Genomic DNA, 20,827 nt, shown 5'->3' on the forward strand with positions numbered 1-20,827 from the left:
CTGGCCGGCAATGTGGGGAGCCGGCCAGCGGCCGGCACTACCCTGAGGCGATCAACCGCAGCTGGCGCGCTCGATGCGGTTCTGCGCATCTACCTGCACGGTCACGCGGTCCTGGCGGAAGTCCATGGTCACCGCCATGCCCGGCTTGACCACCCGTGCACCGCGCGCGCCGCTGTCAGCCACCAGTTTCTTGATCGTGGCTTCGTCGGCGGTCTTGCCGGTGAAGGCTTCCAGCGCCTCCGGCTTGCATTCGTGTGCGGTATCGGCCACGGGCGCTGGCGCGGGATCGTGGGAGGTGCTGCTGCCAGCGTGACTGCAGGCGGCCAACGGCAGGATGGCGAGCAGGACCAGGGGATTGAGGTGCATCGTCGGGCTCCACGCGTGGATGGTGGCGGCAGTGTCACCGTTGCCACCGTCAGGCCGCGTCAACGCCTACTTCCCGACCAGCGCCAGGGTTTCGCGTTCACGTTGTTCTTCCCGTACCAGCCGCTGCAGCAGCAGGGCCAGGGTCACCACGTCCTGGTGGTTGTGGTCGGCCACCCGGCGCAGGTTCACCGCGTCGCCGCCGCGCAGGAAACGCAGCCATGCGCCGGGCGCTTCCGAGCCGGGCAGGTCATCCTCGCGCACCACGCGCAGCAGCTGGCGTTCGATGGTGGACAGCTTGCAGTTCTCCCACGTGCCGCGATAGCGGCGGCGGGTCGGATAGAGCAGGTCGACGTGATCCAGCGCTGTAATCGGGCAACGCTGGCGGGCCAGTCGGTAGCGTGCCTTCAACAGGGGTGCATCGTAGCTGCGGCCGTTGTAGCTGCAGAACACGGTGGACGGCTGCAGCCAGCTGGCGAAGGTGGCCAGCATCGCGTCCTCGGCGGCCATCGTCGACATCAACAATTGGCGGATACGCAGGCCTTCGCCGCGCTGTGGGCAGGCATGCCAGTCGGCGGCACCGATCATGAAGGCGCGGGTGCCGGTGCCGCCGGCCAGGCCGGTGGTCTCGGTATCGAAGAACAGCAGGTTGCGTGGGGCCACGTGTTCGCCTTCGCGGCGGGCGAAATCCAGCGACATCGACTGCGCCGGAATGGGCTGCGGCTGCAGCGATTCGATCAGGAACAGGCCCGGTGCGATTTCCTCGCCAGGCAGCTGGCGATCCTGCGCGCTGGCGCGTGCAGGTGCGGGACCGCCTCGCGTGCGCAGGCCGAGCAGGCGATGCAGGCTGCCCACTTCCGGCCGACGCAGCGGTGCGGGTGCCGGTGGGGAGGCTGCAGCGCCAGTCGGCTTGTGGCGGATTTCCTGTTCGACCCAGGCGAACACCGAACGTTCGGCCAGTGGTTGCCGCGCATCGTTGGCGGCTACCGGTGCCGCAGGTGCCGCGGGAACATCCGGCGCCGCCGGTGTAGCTGCTTTCGGATCGCCGGCCTGCTTCCGCAGCAGGCGCAGCTTGTCCAGGCTCAGGCTCACGGTGCCAGCAGCTCCATCGGATCGCGGCAGGTCACCACCACGTCGGGCACGTGCTGGCAGGCCTCGGCATCGAACAGGTCCAGCACACGCAGCGCCAGCGCACGCGGCGAAGTCTCATCTTCTTCCTGCGCGGCCAGCACCGGCCCGACACAGGCCGGGCAGCCGGCTTTGCAGTCGCAGCGCTGCACCAGTTCGCGCGCGCGCTGCACCAGCTCGGCCTGGCGCTGCCATAGCGGCTCGCTGAGGCCGACGCCGCCGGGGAAGTTGTCGTACAGGTACACGGTGGGCACGAACTCCTGCAGGAGTTCGACAACGCCAGGGTCACCCTCGCTGCCGCGCAGCTGGCCGCGGCCGCTCTGGTCGGCGATCGCGAACCAGGAACCATCGCCGTTGCCCACGGACTTCTGCAGGTCACGCGCATCGGCCATCACCGCCACGGTGGCGACGATGTGCAGCGCATACGCCGCGCCGAGGAAACCATCGAGCGCATCCTGCTTGCTGGCGAACGCGCGCAGCAACAGCGCCTGCGGCAGCTGCCACCACACCGCGGTGGTATGCAGTTCCTGGTCGGGCAGGTTCACCGGGCCGTAGCCGATGTTCTCGTGGGTGTAGTAGCGGATCTTCTTGTAGCCGGCCACGCGGCGCACCACGTGCACCTCGCCATGGTGCGAATCGCCACGGCCGGCCACGCCGCCGTCGAAGCGATCCAGCACCTTGAGCTTGGTGAAGTCGATGCTGTCGGTGTAGTAATCCACATGCGTGCGGGTGACGTAGGCCTTGCGGCCTTCCCAGTCCAGCGTCTCCACCTGGTAGGGCGTGGACTGCACCATGTGGATGGCGCCTTCGTACAGGGTGAGTGCGGCGGCGGAATAATCGACCTCGGCGATGATCTGCTGGCGGCCATCGCTGCGGTCGACCACCACGAAGTTGCCGTCGGCCACCGCGCGCAAGCTGACCGCGTTGGCCGGATAGCTGTCGGCAATCCATTCCCAGCGTTCGCCTTCGCGGTGGATCACTTCTGTCTCTGCCAGCGCTTCCAGGAACACTTCCGGGTCGATCGGGCCGAAGCCATCACCGACCCGGAACGGCAGCTCGAAGGCTGCGCAGCGGATGTGGTCGAACAGGATCAGCGGCTGGTCCGGCGCGATGCGCGCGTGCTCAGGCGAGGCCTCGGCGAAGAAGTCCGGATGCCGCACCACGTACTGGTCCAGCGGCTGCGAACTGGCCACCATCACCCCAAGCGCCGGCTGCTGACGGCGGCCGGCACGGCCGAAGCGCTGCCAGGTGGCGGCCACGCTGCCGGGGTAGCCGTTGAGGATGACCACGTCCAGGCTGCCGATATCCACGCCCAGCTCCAGTGCCGAGGTGCTGACGATGCCGTCGATGGTGCCGGCGCGCATCGCACGCTCGGTCTCGCGGCGTTCGGTGGGCAGGTAGCCACCGCGGTAGGCGCGGATGCGTGGCGGCTTGCGCGGGTCGTGGTCGAAGATGTCCTTCAGGTACTTGGTCAGCACCTCGACCATCAACCGGGTCTGCGCGAACACCAGGGTCTTCAGCCCGGACTTGATCGCGATGCGCGCGATACGGTTGCTCTGCGAGCGCGCCGAGGCACGCAGGCCCAGATCCGGGTTGATCACCGGCGGGTTCCACAACAGCACCTGCTTGGGCCCGCTGGGCGCGCCGGACTCGGTGATGGCGGTGACCGGTGCTTCGATCAGCGCCTCGGCATGCGCCTGCGGATTGCCGATGGTGGCCGAGCACAGGATGAACTGCGGTTGCACGCCATAGAACGCGCAGATGCGCTTGAGCCGGCGCAGTACGTTGGTGACGTGGCTGCCGAACACGCCGCGGTAGGTGTGCACTTCGTCGATGACGATGTAGCGCAGGTTCTCGAAGAACTGCGCCCACTTGGTGTGATGCGGCAGGATCGCCTGGTGCAGCATGTCCGGGTTGGACACCACTATGTCGCCGTGCAGGCGGATCGCCTGCCGCGCATCGCCGGGAGTGTCGCCATCGAAGGTGAAGGCCTTTACGCCCAGATCGCCGGCACGGTTGAGTTCCAGCAGCTCGGCCACCTGGTCCTGGGCCAGTGCCTTGGTCGGGAACAGGTACAGCGCCTTGGCCTTGTCCTGCATCGCCGCGCTGACCACCGGCAGGGTGTAGCACAGCGACTTGCCGCTGGCGGTGGGGGTGACGATGGCCACATGCTCGCCACGCTGGCTGGCCTCCCAGGCCTCGGCCTGGTGGCTGTAGAGCTGCTCGATGCCACGTGCCTTCAGCGCTGCAGCCAGGGCAGGCGGCACTGAATCGGGCAGCGGCGCGTAGCGACCCTCGCGGCCGGGGATGGCGAAGCTGCCGGTGATACGGTCCTGGTAGCGGCGCTGCAGGCGCGCACTGAGCAGGGCGCCGTCGCGGGCGGGCAGGCCATCACGGGTGGCGAGCTTCTGCTCGGCATCGGCGGTGCGCTTGGCGAGTTCGTAAGCCATGGAAATGGAGCCAGGACGTTTTTCGAGGGGTCACATGGCACCACACTCACGTCTCAGGATGTGAGACATCGCACGCGAAGGGCGTGAACCGTTCAGTGCTCGCGCCGGGTGGCGTCGCCGCATCTCCCTTGGCTGAACAGCTGCCAGTGCAGCAACGAAATCTGAAGCCAGCATCCGTATCCTTGGGTGCTGGACGCAACCAACAGGGTGGATGGCTGTGGCACGACGTGGAACGCAGGGAGCACTCCTGGCTGGCATGCTGCTGGCCGGTATCGCGCAGGCACAGCAGGCCGCGCCAGCAACCGCGCCTGCGCCACCACCGGCAGCCACGGCCGAGGAGCCGCATGCCAACGCCGCGCCCATCTCCGCTACCCCGCCGCAGGACAATGTCACCACCCTCGGCGAAGTGCGTGCGCTCAAGCCCGAAGACGAGCCGCTGGACCTGTACCGTTTCAAGAATCCGGTGAAGTTCGGCGACAACCGCTTCAGTCGTGACTGGAGCGAGCCACCGTCGCCAGAGCAGGTCAGCATGGGCGGTGGCTACATCATGATGGGTGTGGTCAAGGGCGTGCTGGCGGCGGGCCGGGGTCTGAACAAGCTCACCGGCGGCCCCGACCAGATCCAGTCCGCCATTGCCCGGCCACCGCCGGAGCTGAGCGCCGAGCAGCAGCGGCGCGCGCTGCGTTTCTGCCAGCAGCAGGACGGATGTGACTCCTCATCTCGTAGATGATGACTGCATAGATGAGGAAATTAAATCGGATTGTGGATGCAATAATATTCGAAATTGAATCGCGTTCGACGTCTCAGTGTTAATTGAATCTCCACTCATTGTATGTTTCGAATGCATCCGAGCAGAGCATGATGCACGATGCGATTGCGGCCCGTACACATGATTCATCTACTACGTCAAATTTGTATGCTTGGTGAGCGAGCTGATTTCTGATCGATACTAATTTGGAGGCGGCTTGCTCTACTGTTGCGTCTTCCGAAATGATTCCGGCAGCCTTTAGGGGCTCGGCGAATCTGCCCGTTTTCGCAAATCGAGCCACTGCCTGGGCGCTTGTATCGTGCCGCCAAAACCAGTTGAGATCAGTCCTGCATTTCTGAAGAAGGTTGAGGTGGGTATCTACCACTTGGGCTGAATCGCGAAGCGAATTTATTCCTTCCATGGGAAAGAAAAATTCAAATATTCTATAAATCAGAAGATACTTGTGCTCGACATGTGTCGATCTAGCCGCATTTGATAGATCAGCATAGAGCCACTCGTGTTCATTGTCGGGTAGGCGTAGTGCCAAATCACAGAGCTCACCTCGTAGCCATTGCTCTCCGCTGGAGTCTCTCGTCGAATACTCGCAATCCATTAGTGTTGAAAGGAGTGAAAGCCCGTACTTGGCGCGCTCTCCCGACAGCGATACTAGGATAACTTTCGGGAGATAAGTTCGAAGATCATCAGCCAGAGCTTCGCTACTCGCCCATTCGATCAGTAGTCTTGCCGGCACAATTGATGTCGCGGTTGCGCCAGTTTTTGTTGCAAACAGCAGGCTCATCAATAGCGGAGCTGGCTGCGTTTCATAATCGTCATGATTGTTGAAAATCTCCAAAGCTCCGTCACTATCCAGTGTGAGGATAAATTCGCCATCTTTTGTGCTGAATCTTAGGAAGTCGAATTTCCCAAAAGATGATTTTTTGACGTTGCGGATCTTTCTGAATAAGTCCACCTCAGAGGACTCTTCGGCAACCGTTTCATCGCCCGGCTCACCAGCTCGGATCCAAAAGGCGCTATGATCCAGTTTGCCTAAGTCGTCTGAAGAAATTGAGCTGTGACCGCATAGCCATTTCCATACATCTTCCGTAATGAGTCGCTTCACCGAAATGGACATGCATTCCTATCGAGAGTTGAGCCAGCAAGGGGCCATGGAGCCCTGTTTGATGATCTGATCAGGCTTGGAAATCAATGTTCCAAACGCTTGTTTATATAGATTTCTCTCATACTCGCCAATACGGCCGGACTGTGCGCCCAGCCTCTGATTGAGCGTCGCAAGGTCAATAAAATCCCCTAGCGCCTCGTCAGATAGATTCTTCATGTGTTTAACGATTTTGCTTAGGCTCTTGCTGATAACTGCAAGGTCCTTTTCCGCGTCCGTAAGCGAGTAATCAAACCCGGGAGAGCCAAAAATACTCTCGGCAATCGCAACCATAAATCCGATGGATGCGGGCGCTGAGGTGAACAGATCCCGGCCGACTTTAACCTTTCCACCCTCATTGAAGTCGGTTGCAACTTCTTTCCCGAGCCGACTGACCTCTCTATCAAGGTCGGACATCATCCTCAAGGAATCGATGAATAGTGGCAGAAAACCTTCACTGGAGGTGGCTTCAGTAATATCAATTTTGGCGAACTCTTCTGCAACGCGCTCCTTGACATCAATGTCAATGGATCGCGATGTAAATGCCAAGAAGAGCTCGATGACACGGGTGCTTCTGTACTCGCCACCCTGAGAGCGACGATTACTTTGATCCAGACCAATGACCCTAATGTCGGGAATGCCTTCCTTAATGGTCTCCACAATCGGCTTGTAGAGAGTTTCAAGCTGGCGCTTCAGATCCCAAGGTACCTGCCCCGTATTGAGGACCAGCATTCTATAGATCAAATCATCGACTTTACGTGCAATCCAGAGCTCAATGCGGACGCTCTGTTTAATCTTTACCTGGGAACTTGCCTCAAGAAGAGCAGTCGTTCTCTGCATTCCATCGATGATGGAAAGATCCACCTTGTTGTCAGAAAGTGATGAAATAAGCTCATGAGATGTCTTGATCTTCTTGAGCTTGTTCAGCATGCGAGTTGAAACCACTGCGCCGATAACGACAGGAGGGATCACGGCTCCATGCTTTAGATCGTCGACTAGGCGCGAGCGGATCTTCATCCCGGTCTTGGTCTTGATAGGAGCTCTCTGGCCGGCCAAGCCGCCCTGGTCCTCGTACGCTGCTTCAACTAGCCCGATGTAAGAGTTGAGGTCCATGGTTGCAAGCATTGAAACGCAAGAACTCTTGCCATCGACCAGAGTAACAACAGGGAAGTCTGTTTTTTTAGCAGCCATCGATTCGTTCCGGTCCTTAGATTTGCTGATTGTATGGGAATTCCGGACTGATTGACGGTGGCAGTGCTATGAACTCTGTTTCTCCGGCGATGCAGCGCCAGTGAAGTAGGCCGGTATATCCTGCCGGCTCCCTCACCGGTAGTGCTGCCATGTTCCTGCGTTCGATTTGCCTGCTGGCCGCATTGCTGCCGGCGTCCGCCTTTGCGGATGCCATCGCGGGCGATGGCACATGCCGCAACGGCGCGTTCTCCTCCGAACAGAGCCGGTTCGCACTGGCGCGGGTGGTCGATGCACCACGCCTGTACCTGCTTGGTGACATGGACGGCTGCCCGGCGAAAGGCGAACCTGCCTGCCGCCAGCGCAGCTATGTGGTCAACGGCGATACCGTGGTGACCGGGCGTGATCTTGGCCGCTACCGCTGCGCGTTCTTCCCGAACAAGGTCGGCGGCAGTGCTGGCTGGGTCGACCGCAGCAAGCTGCAGGCGTTGCCGGTGGCGAACCTGTCGCTGCAGGACTGGGTGGGCAACTGGAAGGATGGCGACAACGGTCTGCAGATTTCGGTGCAGGGTGGGCAGCTGCATGTGGAAGGCGATGCCTATTGGCCGTCGGCCAATCCGTCGCCGGAGGTCCGACCCTATGGGCCCAACATGGGGCAGGTGGAAGCGCGCGCGGCGCCGCGTGGTGCCGACGTCGAGTTCGTTGAGGACACCTGCAAGGTGCGCGTGCATTCGCTGGGGGAGGTGCTGATCGTGGCCGACAACAGCGAATGCGGTGGCATGAACGTGCGCTTCAATGGCGTGTATCGGCGCGCGGGCAAGCGTTGAAAAGCGCCAACCAAGGTTGGCATCTACCAGGGCAACCGGCTAGTAGATCCACGCCATGCGTGGATGATGCTTGCGATCCAATCGGTGGGGTCAGAGCCCTTTCGCGGGCGAAAGGGATCCGACCCCGGGATCAGCGCCGCCGTTCCAGCCACCACAGCAGCGATGCGCACAACACGAAGGCCAGCCACCAGGGCCAGCGCGAGCCCGGTACTGGCTGCATCATCAGCGTGTTTTCCGAAGTGCTTGAGGCCAACGCCTGCGTGGTTGCATCGATCATCGCCTGCCGATGCAGTGCGGGTGCGTCCTTCGGGTCGAACACATAGCGCCAGACGGTGCTGTCGCCATGCTGCAGGCGCTGCCAGCCCGATTCGCGGGGCCACCAGCCGGCGCAGCGCATTGCAGAAGTCGCGCCATCGACGATCAACGGTGCGCTTTCGCCGCGCTCATTGAAGGCCTGCAGCGGTTCCTGCACGCCGCACACTGACTGCCGTTCGCCTGCCCAGCTGATCGGCTGCGGCGACCACAGTGCATCACTGCTGCCCAGTGCCCGCCCCAACGTGGCGACCACGCTGCTCCACAGTTCGCCATGACGGTCATCGCGCCCGGCAAGCACCCAGCGCCAGCTGTCGGTCAGCGGCAACAGGCCGATGCGACCCTTGCCGACCGCGCGCCAGCCGCCGATGGTGTTGCCAGCACGATCGTGCAGCAGTGCGGTGCTGCCCGGAAACTGCAGCGCCAGTGCTTCCAGCGCAGGCAGGGCGGCACCGTGCGAGCTGCGGTCGGCCTCTTCGCCGTAGCCGGTCGGCAACGTGCCGGCGGCGAGCGGGCCACGTCGTGCGGCGAGGATGGCGCTTTCGCCATCGCCGGGAAGTTCGAGGGTGCGGCTGCTGCCATCGCCCTGCACTGGCAGGCCCAGATCGCGGAGGCGCTGGCGCGCGCTGGCCGAAGGTGCGCCGGCACTGCGTACCAGCACGCCCAGTCCATCGCGCAGCGCCTGGCGCACGGCGGCCAGCTGGCCCGCACTCAATGCCGCCAGGCTGCGCTCGTCCAGCAGCAGCAGATCGCTGCGCGTGAGGGATGATGCTGCATCGATCGGCACCGGGCCATCACCGACGCTGAGTCCGGCCCCGGTATCAGCCTGCACCTGCACACGGATGCCGGCATCGGCCGCCCAGCGGCGCAGGTACTTCAGCTCTGGGCCCGGCGCGCTGGCGCGCACCAGCAGGCGCAACGGCGCCGCGGGTACGGTCTGCTGTGGTACCGGAACGCTATCCACCACGTGACCATCGGCATCGAGCAGGCGCAGGCGGAATACGCTGCGTCCCGCCGCGCGGGCGATGCCGCTGAGCTGCACGCGGCCGTCGTCGTCAACGACCGCGCGATCCACCACGCTGTCGGCCGGGTCGAGCAGCTCTGCCTTGGCTTTTGCCACGCCGTGCGCCTGCGCCTGCACGGCGAAGCGCGCACCGGGGGCGACGTCGACCGGTGGCTGCAGTGCGATCCAGCCGCGCGGCTCCGGTGTGGCCTGCCAACGTACATCCGGCGGCAACACCGCGTCGCGGTCACGTGCGGCCAGGCCCGCACCGACCAGCGTCAGCGTGGAGGCTGGATGCTGGCGCAGCGCGGTGGCCAGGTCGGGCACGCGCTGCCCACCGGGCACATCGGCAGCTTCCGGCAACAGCAGCGGCGGGCCTACGCTGGCCGGCAGCACGCCGGCCTTGCCGGCATCGATTCCGAGCACGACCAGCCCGCCTGCGGGTTGCTGGCGGGTGGGCGGCACCAGGCAGAAATACAGCAGCGCGGCGACGATGATCTGCAGTGCGATCACGATCCACCGGCGGCCAGGGCGCGCGGTGCCTCCATGCAGCTGGCGCGCGCTGGCGATGACCACGATCAGGGCGAGTGCCAGCGCAATCCACAGGTTCACAGCGGAGGCGTTCATGGCTGCGCCTCCAGCGCATCGAGGTAGCGCTGCCCCATCGCATCGGCCGCACTACGCCGCATCGCCTGCGGCAGCGGTCGCTGCAGGGCTCGCCACAACTGCGCGCGCAGGCGCTGGCGGCAGTCGCGGCAGCCCGGTTCGATGCGCAGCTGCTCGATGGCCGCAGCCAGATCGAGTGCATCGGGCAGGTAGGCGGCGTTGCGCTGCTGCCAGGTCGCGAGCGCATTCAGATCCGGCGCGCCTGTGTCGTCGCCGAGGCGCTGCCAGGCTTCGACGATGGCCGGGTCCGGCGGCGTGCGTGCGGCCAACGGCAGTTCGCGGCTGGCCAACCCGGCACGGTCACCGCCGAGGCGGCGGCCCTCATCGATCGGCGGCAGCTCCGGTCCAACCCGGGCCAGGTAGATGCGCTCGGCCTGCTGCACCTGCTTGATGAAACCCAGCGCCTTGTAGGCAAACGGCAGCGCCTGCTCCGGGCGGCCTTGGCGCAGCTCGCCTTCGGCCGACCACATCTGGTCAAGCGCCGCCTTCAGCGTGGCACGGGTCTGCGGATCGAGCAGAGTGGCCGCCTCGGCATGGTCATGGGTGTGGCCGTACTCGGAGAGCACGTCGGTGGCGCTGCCGAACACCGGCGGCGTATCGGCATTGGTCGCCTTGCCACCGTGATCGTGGTCATGCTCATCGTGCGCTCCGGCCTCGGCGCCATGGTCGTGATCGTGATCGTCGTCGTGATCGTGGTCGTCTGCGGCGGGCGTATCGCTGGTGGGCAGGTCGCTGGTCGGCGGTGGCTTCGGCGCACCTTCGCTTTCCTCACCCAGGAACTGGCCGTAGCGCAGGCGCAGGATGCGCTGGTCGACACCGATCGCATCGCTGCGCTTCACGAAATCCTCGGCGGCGAGAGTGCGGCGCTGCCGGATCAGCGCTTCGGCATCGATGATGATCTGCCGCTGGCTGCGGAAGTAGGCCGGCAGGGTCTTCTTGATGCGGCCTTCCAGCTCTGCACCGAGTGCGACTTCGGTGCTGGGCAGGCGCAGGATCACGCTGCTGCTGCGCCCGGTCTGCGGCGTGGGCGCATGGTTGTCGCGCACTTCCAGCTGGGCGATGACATCGTTGCCGGGCTGTGCGCCCAGCGCAGCCAGATCAAGGGTATGGGCGAAACGCCGCGCGGTGGCTTCGCCGCTGCCGGCAAGCGTGACGCTGCGCTTCACGAAGGTGATGTTCTCACCGCTGCCCTGGGTGGTGGTGATCGACAGCGTTGCCTGCGCCGCGACACCGTAATCGTCGCTGGCCTCGAAGCGCAGCGCCCATTGCCGTTGCCCGGGCGTGCCCAGCACCAGGCTGGCGGCCGGCTCCAGCACGCGCACGCTGGGCGCGCGGTCGGCCACAACATCCAGCCGGTACAGGCGGGCTTCGGCCAGCGCCGGTTCGCTCACCACGCGGTACAGCACCGGCGTGCGCGCCACATCCTGTGCCTGCCACTGCCCATCGCGCTCGCTCAGCGGCAGCCGTCGACCATCGTGGAACTGCAGCCATGCCTTGGCCGGTGCGTGGTCGAAGCGCAACGACCACGACAGCCGGCTGTCGGCGGCGACCTTGGCATCCAGCGTGCTCTGCGTCAGCGTGGCTTGCCCGGTGTAAGCCGGTGCGTCGATGCGCAGGCGACTGGACTGCAGTTGCAGCGGGCCTGCGGACGCCGTGCTGCCGGTCGTGGCGGAATGAACGGCTGCCGGGTCTGGGTTCGAACGCGGCCAGCCGAACGCGAGCAGGGCAACGGCCAAGCCACCGATCCAGCACAGCATCACCGCCAGGTGCGGCCAACGCGGACGCAGCTCCGGCATCGCGCGTTCAAGCGTGGCCAGCACATGCACACGCTGGCGCTGCTGCAGCGGATTGAGCGTGGTGGCGTCGGCGAACAGCAGGTCGGCGCTGTCCTCGCTGGCACCGCTGCCATCGAGCTGGCGCTGCAGCCACTGGCGGTCCAGCTGGCGGGCACGTGCAGTGGCGAAGGCCGCGCAGGCGAGCAGGCTGACCGTGGCGACCACGCAGGCGATATCGAAACCGGACAGCCGCAGTGCGAGCGCCGTCGCAGCCAGCGCCCACGGCAGGCCCAGCAGCAGGGTGATGGCGGCGCGGCGACGACGCGCACGTTGCCAGGCATGCTGCAGCGTCTTCATGCGATCGCCCTGCGCCGCGCGCTGCTGGCCATCCAGCGTTCCAGTGCGAACAGCAGCACGATTGCCAGCAGAAGCCACGCCGTGGGCTCACGCACCGGCGATGCTGCGGCGGGCAGTGCAATCTGGCGCGGCGCCTGGTCCTGTGCATCGCCCACGCGTGGCGACGGCGGCGGCTGCAGGGCCAGCAGCAGGGAACGCGGCAGCTGTGGATCGCGCAGCGCGGTGTTGCTGGCGGCATCCCAATCACCCGGTAGTGACAGCAGGCGGCCAAGGCCGACACGTTGCTGCCACAACAGCGGCACGCCTTCGGCGCTGCGCAGCAGGACCTGGGCTTCCGTGGCGGGCTTGGCGGCGATCAGCACACTGCCGCCATCTTGCAGCCACGCCTGCCAGTTCGCCGGCAGTGCGTCGTTGCGGCTCCATACGCCGATCTCGCCGCGTTCGGGCAGGGCATCCGCCACCAGAGGAGCGAGCGGCGCCTGCACGCCCCACGCGCGCTGCAGTGCATTCAACCAGTGCTGGGCAGCGGCCGAAGCATCGCTGTGCACGCGCAGGCGCGGCGACGTTGCGGCACGCGGTTGCGCAGTGACCGGCATCGGCTGCGTGTGCCATTGCACCTCACGCGACAGCTGCAGGCGGGCGCCATCCAGGCCGGGCAGGGGATCGGGAACGTGCACGGTCAACGCGGTGCCCGCTGGCAGCTGCGCATCCAGTTCGCGCAGCAGGCTGGGCAGGGATGCGCTGGCTGCGGGGGGCGCCTGATCAATGGCCGGGAAGCCGGGCGCCAGCCAGTGCCAGTTGCGATCCGCAGCGGTGCCGCGCAGTGCGGCGGCATCCAGCCCCGGGGCCACCACCGTCCATGCACTGGGGGCCGGCACGGGGCCGGTCAACGCAGGCCGTGCCAGCAGCAAAGCCAGCGCGGCAAGCAACAGCAGGCGCACCAGCAGCAATGGCCAGTCATCGAAGCGGATGCGCTGGCGTGGCCGGATCTGTGCGCGCAGCCAGCGCAGCGCGGCGAAATCCAGCGGTGTGTACGGATGGCGGCGGGCGAGGTGGATCAGCAGCGGCAGCAGCCATGCGGCGAGCGCGGCCAGACCCAATGGGAACAGCAGGGTCATGCACCGCCCCCACGGCCAAACAGCGCCTGCAGTGGTTGGTCCAGGGGCTGGTCGAGCCAGCCGGTGGCGCTGGCGATGCCGCTGGCCTGCAGGCGCGACCGCAATGCGTTTCGTGCGTCAGCGAAGTGCTGCAGGTAGTCGCTGCGGATCGCCGCGCCATCGCCCAGCAGTTCCTCGCCGGTCTCCGGGTCGCGGAAGCGGTGGCCGGCGTCGAATGGGAAGTCGCGCTCGTCGGCAGTCAGGATCTGCAGCAGGGCCACTTCACGGCGCGCGCTGGCCAGTTGTTCCAGCAGCACGATGCCGGCTTCATCAAAGCCATCGCCAATGGCCAGCAGCATGTCGCCGGGGCGTACGCGTTCCCACAGCGGGCGTAGTCGATCCGCCGATGGCCAGCCGCCGCGCGCCTGCAGCGCATGAAGTTGAAGGTGCACGCGGTCACGTTGGCGTGCGCCGCTCGCTGCGGGCACCAGCTGCAGCCCATCGCCATTGATCGCCAGCAGGCCGAAACGGTCGCCTTGCTGCAGGGCCAGCTCGACCAGGCAGGCGGCAACGCCGCGCATATGATCCAGGCGCGTGCGTTCCGGCGCGGCGCGATCTGCCTGGCCGGCCGAGGCGGTCGCATCGAGCAGCAGCCAGACCGTGATCGGGCTTTCGCGTTCGGATTCGCGCACGAAGAAGCGGTCCGAGCGTGCATACAGCTTCCAGTCGATCTGGCGCAGTTCGTCACCCGGCTCGTAGGCCCGGTACTGGGCGAACTCCAGGCCGGCACCACGGCTGCGGCTGGCGTGCTGGCCAATGCCGCTCGCACCGCTGGCCAGGCGCGGCCGCAACCGCAGCAGGCGCAGGCGCGCGCGCAGTTCGGGTGGCAGGGTCAACGACGTACCAGCGTTCACGCGTGGATCAACCCGGGAACGGCACGGCCTGCAGCAGGGCGGCGACCACGTCGTCGGCACGCTTCTGCTCGGCCTCGGCGGCGAACGACAGCAGCAGGCGATGGCGCATCACCGGTGCGGCCAGTGCCTGGACATCCTCGCGGGTGGCGGCGAAACGGCCCTGCAGCAATGCGCGTGCCTTCGCCGCCAGCACCAGCGACTGCCCGGCGCGCGGGCCGGCACCCCATTTCACCCACTGGTTGATCGCCGCCGGTGCGCCTTCGCCTGGGCGGCTGGCGCGCACCAGGCGGGTGATCCAGGCCAGCACATCAGGGCTGACATGCACCTGGCGTACTGCGGCCTGCAGCGCGATCACCGCTTCGGCATCCATCACCTTCGGCACCGCGTCGGTGGCACCGCCGGTGGTCTGTTCCAGGATCTGCCGCTCTTCGTCCTCGCTCGGGTAATCCACCAGCACGTGCAGCAGGAAGCGGTCGAGCTGTGCCTCCGGCAGCGGGTAGGTACCGGCCTGCTCGATCGGGTTCTGCGTAGCCAGCACGAAGAATGGCGCGGGCAATGCGTAGGTGGTGCCGGCGTAGCTGACCGTGCGTTCCTGCATCGCTTCCAGCAGCGCGGCCTGGGTCTTGGGCGGGGTGCGGTTGAGTTCGTCTGCGAGCAGCAGGTGGGTGAAGATCGGGCCCTGCTGGAAACGGAAGTGGCGATGGCCGGTGCCGTGGTCTTCCTCCAGCAGCTCGGTGCCGAGGATGTCGCTGGGCATCAGGTCCGGGGTGAACTGCACGCGCCGGAACTGCAGTTCCAGCGCCTGCCCGAGCGAGCGCACCAGCAGGGTCTTGCCGAGCCCGGGCGCACCTTCCAGCAGGCAGTGTCCGCCGGCCAGCAGGCCGATCAACAGCTGCTCGACCACGGTGTTCTGGCCCACCACGGCGCGTGCAAGCGCGGCGCGCAGCGCATCCAGACGCGGCAGCAGGGAATCGAGGTCGGGGGAAGTCATGGTCGTGCAGGTCCTATCAATTGTTCAACGCGTACATCACGATGTTGACGCCGAAGCGGGTGTTGTCTTCGGCCAGGAAGCGCTTGTTGCGCCAGTCGTAGTCCCACTCGCAGCCGTAGTCCTTGTTGCTGTAGAGCAGGCCCAGGCGGCCGTCGACCTCGATGCCTTTCAGGTAGTCGTGTACCAGGTCATCGCCCCAGCCGTTGAGTTCGAAGCTGGTGGCGGGCGGGCCATCGGGGAAGCGGAAGAAGCTGCGGTACAGCGGGTGGCTGTTGGGCAGCTTCTGCAGTGCCTTGGGACCAAACAGGCGACCCATCTGCGCCTCGAACGAGGTGGCGAACAGGCCGTCGATATCGTGGTTGCAGTCGTCGACGAAGACGAAGCCGCCATTGCGCACATAGCGCACGAAGTTCTGCCGCTCGGCGGCGTTGAACTCCACCAGCGTGTGCCCGGCCAGGTAGCAGAACGGCGCTTCCAGCATGCGTGGGTCGGCCAGCGCCACCACGTGCTCCTGCGGATCCACGCGCAGCGAGGTGTAGTCAATCAGCGAGGTGATCAGGTTGGACGGCATGCGCGCGTCCACGTCCCAGTCGCCGGAGTCGTACTGCAGGCGGGTGAACCAGAAGTCGTAGCGCGAACTGCGCGGGCCTGACTGCGCCAAGGCCGGCAGCACCGCCGCCGAAGCGGCAGCGGCCAACCAGCGCAGGCAGGCCCGGCGATCCATCAGACCGCGTCGGACAGCGAGGTGAAGGTGAAATCGCGCAGCTTCATCGGCGGGATCATCATCACGTAGCTGGATTCATCACCGGCCACGCGCACCGGCTTGCCCAGCTCTTCGATGTTGTTGAGCATGATCACTGGCGATTCGTTGAAGCGGAAGTTCTTCACCGGGTGCTTGATCTGGCCGTTCTCGATGTAGAAGGTGCCGTCGCGGGTCAGGCCGGTCAGCAGCACGGTCTGCGGATCGACCATGCGGATGTACCAGGTACGGGTGACCAGGATGCCCTTCTGGGTGCCGCGCACCAGCTCGGCGGTGCTCTTGTCGCCACCGCTCATCAGCAGGTTGCCCGGCGTTGCCTTGGCGGTCTTGCCCTGCTTCTGCGCCCAGAAGCGCGAGTAGTCCAGGTTGGCGATCTTGCCGTTCTCGATGATGGCCATGCGCTCGCGTGGCATGCCTTCGCCGTCCCACGGCAGCACCGGTGCGTCCGGATGCCACGGATCGGCAATCATGGTCACGCGCGGGTCGTAGACCTGCTCGCCCAGTTTGTTGCCACCGCCCTTCTTCGACAGGAAGCTGCGGCCTTCATCGGCCGAGCGTGCGCTGAAGAAGTTCATCATGAAGCTGATCAGGCCCGCGGCCGCGGCCGGTTCCAGGATCACCGTGTACTTGCCCGGCTCCAGCGCCTTGGCTTCGGCCGATTCGGTGGCCTTGCGCATGGCGATGCGGATGTCCTGGTCGGCCTTGAAGTCGGCGGCATCCTTCAGGTTGCGGCCGACCCAGCCCGAACCGCGGCCATCTTCGGTACGCACGGTGCAGGTGTAATCGAAGTTGGTGGTGCGCTGGTAGGCGAAGTTGCCGTTGCTGTTGGCGGTGGCCTGGAAGCCCTGGCCGTCCTCGAGGAAGCCGGCGGCGATCAGGCCGTGGCCACGGCACGGGGCGATCGAATCGGCGGCGACCTTGGCGCGGAAGGCAGGATCGATCGCTGCAGTGGATTCGCTGAAGGTCGGGCTGGCGCGATAGCTCTGCTTGCCGATGGCCGGCATGAACTCCGGGTTCTCCGGCGCCAGGCGCGCCAGGTCTTCGGCGCGGCGTACCACGCGCTCCAGCGCGGCATCGTCGAACTCGTTGATCGATGCGGTACCGACGCGCTTGCCGAAGGCAACGGTGACCGCCAGCTCGGTGTTGTCGACGATGCCGCTGGTGGAGACATTGTTCAGCGCGAAACGGATGTTGCCGCTGATCGCGCCGGCCAGCACGGCGGTGCATTCGTCGGCCTTGGACAGGGCGATGACCTTGTCGAGGATGGCCTTGGCCTGGGCTTCGGTGAAGATACTCATGGTGTAAGGGCTCCTGACCGATCAGCCGAGGCTGCGTGCGGTGTTGATGACGTTGATGCCGTTGAAGCGCGCGGTGGACGAACCGTGCGAGACCGCCGAGACCTGGCCCGGCTGGCCCTTGCCGTCGAAGAACGAACCGCCCAGGCGGTAGTCGCGCTCGTCGGCGACGGCGGTGCAGGCATTCCAGAACTCCGGCGTGCGGATCTGGTAGGCCACGTCTTCCAGCATGCGGGTGATCTGGCCGTTCTTGATCTCGTAGAACAGCTGGCCGCCGAACTGCGCGTTGTAGCGCTGCTGGTCGATCGAGAACGAACCGTCACCGATGATGTAGATGCCGTTCTCCACGTCCTTGATCAGGTCGGGCACGCTCAGCGGCTTCTTGCCCGGTGCCATCGACACGTTGGCCATGCGCTGGAACTGCACGCTGGACCACGAGTCTGCATAGCAGCAGCCGTCGGACTCGGTCTTGCCGAGGATGTGGGCCTGGTCGCGGATGGTCTGGTAATCCACCAGCTTGCCGTTGCTGATCAGGTCCCAGCGCTTGCACTTCACGCCTTCATCGTCGTACGCCACCGCACCGAGGCTGCCCGGCTGGGTCTTGTCGGCGAAGATGTTGACCAGCTCGCTGCCGTACTGGAAATGCTGTTCGCGCTTGTCCAGGGTGGCGAAGCTGGTGCCGGCGTAGTTGGCTTCGTAGCCGAGCACGCGGTCCAGCTCCAGCGGGTGGCCGATCGACTCATGGATGGTCAGCCAGGTGTGCGACGGGTCGAGCACCAGATCGTACTTGCCCGGCTTCACCGACGGGGCCTTCAGCTTTTCCTGCGCCTGCTTGGCGGCGGCGATGGCATCTTCCTTCATGTTGTAGGAAGAGCTGTAGTTGACCACGCCATTCGGGCTGACCACCTTGCCGGCAGCCGCGCCGTCCAGATACTCGTAGCCCAGGCCCATCGGCGAGGACAGGCCTTCGCGGGTACGGAACTTGCCGCTGGACTTGTCGATGGCGGTGATCGTCATCGGTGCCCAGATGCGGTGCACGTCCTGGTCGATATAGGAACCATCGGTGGAGGCGAAGTACTTCTGCTCGTTGACCAGGAACAGCATCGAATTGACGAAGCTGGCGCCGGCGCCCATCGCCGCAGCGTTGACGTCCAGCAGCAGGCCGACCTTGTCCTTGATCGGCACTTCCATCGCATTCTTGCGGATCGGCGTGCGCCAGCTCACCTCACCCACGCCCGGCGCCTTGGCCAGCTGTACCGGTGCGGTCTGCACGCCGGCATTGGCCTTGGCGATTGCTGCGGCCTGCTGCGCGGCCTTGGCTACATCGGCCGTACCCAGCGCATTGGTGGCGGCGAAGCCCCAGGCACCGTTGACGATCACGCGGATGCCCACGCCGGTGGACTCGGTGTTCACCACGTTCTGCACCTTGTCCTCGCGGGTGATCACGAACTGCCGCAGGTAGCGGCCGATGCGCACGTCGCAGTAGGTGGCGCCGGCGCTGCGCGCAGCCTGCAGCGCGGCGTCGGCCAGGCGCTTCTTCAACGCCGGGTCGAGGCTGGACTGCAGCTGTTCGGCGGCGATCACCTTGCCGAAGAAGGAGGGCACGATCAGCCCGCCCGCGGTAAGCCCGGTCAGGGCAAGGAAGTCACGTCTTTGCAAGGCTGCTCTCCATGTCGAACGATGGGTGGCTCAAGCGCCGAGACTGCGCGCGGTGTTGATGATGTTGATGCCGTTGAAGCGGGTGGTGGACGAACCGTGCGAGACCGCCGAGACCTGGCCGGGCTGGCCCTTGCCGTCGAAGAACGAACCGCCGAGGCGGAAATCGCGCTCGTCGCAGATCGCGGCGCAGGCATTCCAGAATTCCGGCGTACGGATCTGGTAGGCCGCATCCTCGACCATGCCGGTGATCTTTCCGTCCTTGATCTGGTAGTACAGCTGGCCGCCGAACTGCGCGTTGTAGCGCTGCTGGTCGATCGAGTACGAACCGCGGCCGTGGATGTAGATGCCGTTCTCCACGTCCTTGATCATGTCTTCGACGCTGAGCGGCTGCTTGCCCGGCGCCAGCGAGACATTGGCCATGCGCTGGAACTGCACGCTGGACCAGGAATCGGCATAGCTGCAGCCGTGCGAGGCGTTGCGGCCGAGGATATGGGCTTCATCGCGGGTGGCCTGGTAATCGACCAGGATGCCGTCGCGCACCAGGTCCCAGCGCTGGGTCTTCACGCCTTCATCGTCGTAGCCGACCGCACCGAGGCTGCCCGGTTGGGTCTTGTCGGCGAAGAAGGTGACGATGTCGCTGCCCCAGCGGAAACCGGCATCGCGCTTGTCCAGCGTGGCGAAGCTGGTGCCGGCGTAGTTGGCTTCGTAGCCGAGCACGCGGTCCAGCTCCAGCGGGTGGCCAACGTTCTCGTGGATGGTCAGGAACAGGTTGGACGGGTCCAGCACCAGGTCGTACTTGCCCGGCTTCACCGACGGCGCCTTCAGCTTCTCGCGCGCGTGGCGGGCGGCGGCGATGGCGTCCTCGACCGGGTCGTAGGAATCGCGGTAGGCGGTGATGCCACCGGGCAGCTGCACCTTGCCGCGCGCATCGCCATCAAGGAACTCGTAGCCCATGCCCATCGGCGAGGACAGGCCGGCACGAGTGCGGAACTTGCCGCTGGCCTTGTCGATGGCGGTGGCAGTGAACGGCAGCCAGATGCGATGGATGTCCTGGTCGATGAACGAGCCGTCGCTGGAGGCGAAGTACTTCTGTTCATTGACCAGGAACAGGGTGGAATTGATGTAGTCGGCACCCGCATTCAGCGCGGCGGCGTTGAGCGCCAGCAGCAGCTCGACCTTGTCCTGGATCGGCACCGCCATCGCGTTCCTGCGCACCGGGGTCTGCCAGCGCACCTCGCCCACCGACGGCGTCGGTGCCAGCTGCACCGGCCGGGTCTGGATGCCGGCGTTGGCGCGGGCAATCGCTGCGGCCTGCTCGACCGCCGTGCGCACGGCGGTCTCGGTCTGCTGGTGGGTGGCAGCGAAGCCCCAGGCGCCGTTGACGATCACCCGCACGCCGACACCGGACGATTCGCGGTTGGTCACATTGCCGACCTGGTGCTCGCGGGTGATGACCGACTGGTTGAGATAGCGGCCGATGCGCACGTCGCAGTAGCTGGCCTTGGCTGTGCGTGCGGCGGCGAGCGCAACGTCCGCCAGGCGTCTGCGCTGGGCGGTATCGACCGGGGCGAGCAGCTGCTCGGCGGCGATGGCACGGGAATGCGGCAGCAGCAGGCCCGCCAGGCCCAGACCGGAAAAAGCCAGGAACTCACGTCGTTGCACAGCGTTTCTCTCTCTCGCTTGCGTGCGGTTGGCAACGGGCCGGACCGATCACGTCAACTCCTCGACTTTCGCCAGCGCGGCGCGTCCGGGCAAGTGACTGCAGTCATGGTTGGGTGGGTTTCGGCAGGGCTGCGCCCTGCACCTGCTCAATGCAACGGCAACGGCAACGGCAACGGCCAAAGCCAGAGCCAGAGCCAGAGCGGCATTCCGTGGGTTGGTGGGGCGGTGTCGGACTGCGGGGACGCCGCAAGTACGTCCCTGTAGGCTTGGCAGCCGCATCCATGCGGCTGACACCCCGCAATCCGACACCGCCCCACCTTCGACAGGTTCACTCGGCTGTTGGTAGGTGTCGACCTTGGTCGACACGTCTGTCAGATATCGAAATGTATCCGGGGTCAGAGCCGTTCCGACAGACCGCAGAAAACTGTCGAAGGCGGGGTGGGTCCGGTTGCGGGGGCGTGAGCGCCATGGATGGC

16 protein-coding genes are annotated in these 20,827 nt (G+C 65.5%); 2 read left to right on the plus strand and 14 right to left on the minus strand.

Annotation, left to right across the window (positions count from 1 at the left end):
* Positions 1-51: 51 nt before the first annotated feature.
* The 3 genes from R1L06_RS19080 to R1L06_RS19090 form a co-directional block, all read right to left on the minus strand.
* Positions 52-366, minus strand: coding sequence for an I78 family peptidase inhibitor (locus R1L06_RS19080; protein WP_317218483.1), 315 nt, complete (start codon positions 364-366; stop codon positions 52-54).
* Between the two features lie 66 nt (positions 367-432).
* Complete coding sequence (locus tag R1L06_RS19085; protein WP_317218484.1) at positions 433-1,455, minus strand: ribonuclease H-like domain-containing protein; 1,023 nt, start codon at positions 1,453-1,455, stop codon at positions 433-435.
* The gene (locus R1L06_RS19090; protein ID WP_317218485.1) at positions 1,452-3,941 is read right to left on the minus strand and encodes a DEAD/DEAH box helicase; all 2,490 of its coding nucleotides are present in this window, start codon (positions 3,939-3,941) and stop codon (positions 1,452-1,454) included. Before R1L06_RS19090 ends, R1L06_RS19085 begins: the two co-directional genes overlap by 4 nt.
* 211 nt (positions 3,942-4,152) lie before the next feature.
* Between R1L06_RS19090 and R1L06_RS19095 the strand changes: the two genes are divergently transcribed.
* Complete coding sequence (locus R1L06_RS19095) at positions 4,153-4,671, plus strand: hypothetical protein (protein ID WP_317218486.1); 519 nt, start codon at positions 4,153-4,155, stop codon at positions 4,669-4,671.
* A gap of 79 nt (positions 4,672-4,750) precedes the next feature.
* Here R1L06_RS19095 and R1L06_RS19100 read toward each other — a convergent pair whose 3' ends face one another.
* Both R1L06_RS19100 and R1L06_RS19105 read right to left on the minus strand, forming a co-directional pair.
* Complete coding sequence (locus tag R1L06_RS19100; RefSeq protein ID WP_317218487.1) at positions 4,751-5,821, minus strand: hypothetical protein; 1,071 nt, start codon at positions 5,819-5,821, stop codon at positions 4,751-4,753.
* A gap of 6 nt (positions 5,822-5,827) precedes the next feature.
* Complete coding sequence (locus tag R1L06_RS19105; RefSeq protein WP_317218488.1) at positions 5,828-7,036, minus strand: hypothetical protein; 1,209 nt, start codon at positions 7,034-7,036, stop codon at positions 5,828-5,830.
* A gap of 149 nt (positions 7,037-7,185) precedes the next feature.
* Here R1L06_RS19105 and R1L06_RS19110 point away from each other — a divergent pair, with 149 nt between their 5' ends.
* The gene (locus R1L06_RS19110; protein ID WP_317218489.1) at positions 7,186-7,860 is read left to right on the plus strand and encodes a hypothetical protein; all 675 of its coding nucleotides are present in this window, start codon (positions 7,186-7,188) and stop codon (positions 7,858-7,860) included.
* A 130-nt stretch (positions 7,861-7,990) separates the two neighbouring features.
* On the opposite strand, the gene R1L06_RS19115 is transcribed toward R1L06_RS19110, so the two are convergent.
* The 9 genes from R1L06_RS19115 to R1L06_RS19155 are packed head-to-tail and all read right to left on the minus strand — an operon-like array spanning position 7,991 to position 20,351.
* Entirely contained in the window at positions 7,991-9,802 is a 1,812-nt protein-coding gene (locus tag R1L06_RS19115) for a hypothetical protein (RefSeq protein ID WP_317218490.1), read from the minus strand.
* Positions 9,799-11,973: a hypothetical protein gene (locus R1L06_RS19120; RefSeq protein WP_317218491.1), complete on the minus strand. Its 2,175-nt coding sequence runs from the start codon at positions 11,971-11,973 to the stop codon at positions 9,799-9,801. Before R1L06_RS19120 ends, R1L06_RS19115 begins: the two co-directional genes overlap by 4 nt.
* A complete protein-coding gene (locus tag R1L06_RS19125; RefSeq protein ID WP_317218492.1) occupies positions 11,970-13,091 on the minus strand; it encodes a BatA domain-containing protein in 1,122 nt (373 codons plus the stop codon). Before R1L06_RS19125 ends, R1L06_RS19120 begins: the two co-directional genes overlap by 4 nt.
* On the minus strand, positions 13,088-13,984 hold the full coding sequence (locus tag R1L06_RS19130) for a DUF58 domain-containing protein (protein WP_317218493.1): 897 nt from the start codon (positions 13,982-13,984) through the stop codon (positions 13,088-13,090). Before R1L06_RS19130 ends, R1L06_RS19125 begins: the two co-directional genes overlap by 4 nt.
* A 7-nt stretch (positions 13,985-13,991) precedes the next feature.
* Positions 13,992-14,975, minus strand: coding sequence for an AAA family ATPase (locus R1L06_RS19135; RefSeq protein ID WP_279913122.1), 984 nt, complete (start codon positions 14,973-14,975; stop codon positions 13,992-13,994).
* A 16-nt stretch (positions 14,976-14,991) separates the two neighbouring features.
* Positions 14,992-15,699: a DUF4159 domain-containing protein gene (locus R1L06_RS19140; RefSeq protein WP_317218494.1), complete on the minus strand. Its 708-nt coding sequence runs from the start codon at positions 15,697-15,699 to the stop codon at positions 14,992-14,994.
* Positions 15,699-17,033, minus strand: a complete 1,335-nt coding sequence (locus R1L06_RS19145) for a TldD/PmbA family protein (RefSeq protein WP_019336350.1) — start codon at positions 17,031-17,033, stop codon at positions 15,699-15,701. The genes R1L06_RS19140 and R1L06_RS19145 overlap by 1 nt, the downstream gene beginning before the upstream one ends.
* A 21-nt stretch (positions 17,034-17,054) precedes the next feature.
* Positions 17,055-18,689 carry a TldD/PmbA family protein gene (locus tag R1L06_RS19150; RefSeq protein ID WP_317218495.1) on the minus strand — a complete coding sequence of 545 codons (1,635 nt, stop codon included), beginning with the start codon at positions 18,687-18,689 and terminating at the stop codon, positions 17,055-17,057.
* 30 nt (positions 18,690-18,719) lie between these two features.
* Complete coding sequence (locus R1L06_RS19155) at positions 18,720-20,351, minus strand: TldD/PmbA family protein (RefSeq protein WP_317218496.1); 1,632 nt, start codon at positions 20,349-20,351, stop codon at positions 18,720-18,722.
* Positions 20,352-20,827: the final 476 nt, after the last annotated feature.

Source organism: Stenotrophomonas mexicanensis (assembly GCF_032911605.1).
In the GTDB taxonomy this organism is placed as follows: domain Bacteria; phylum Pseudomonadota; class Gammaproteobacteria; order Xanthomonadales; family Xanthomonadaceae; genus Stenotrophomonas; species Stenotrophomonas maltophilia_A.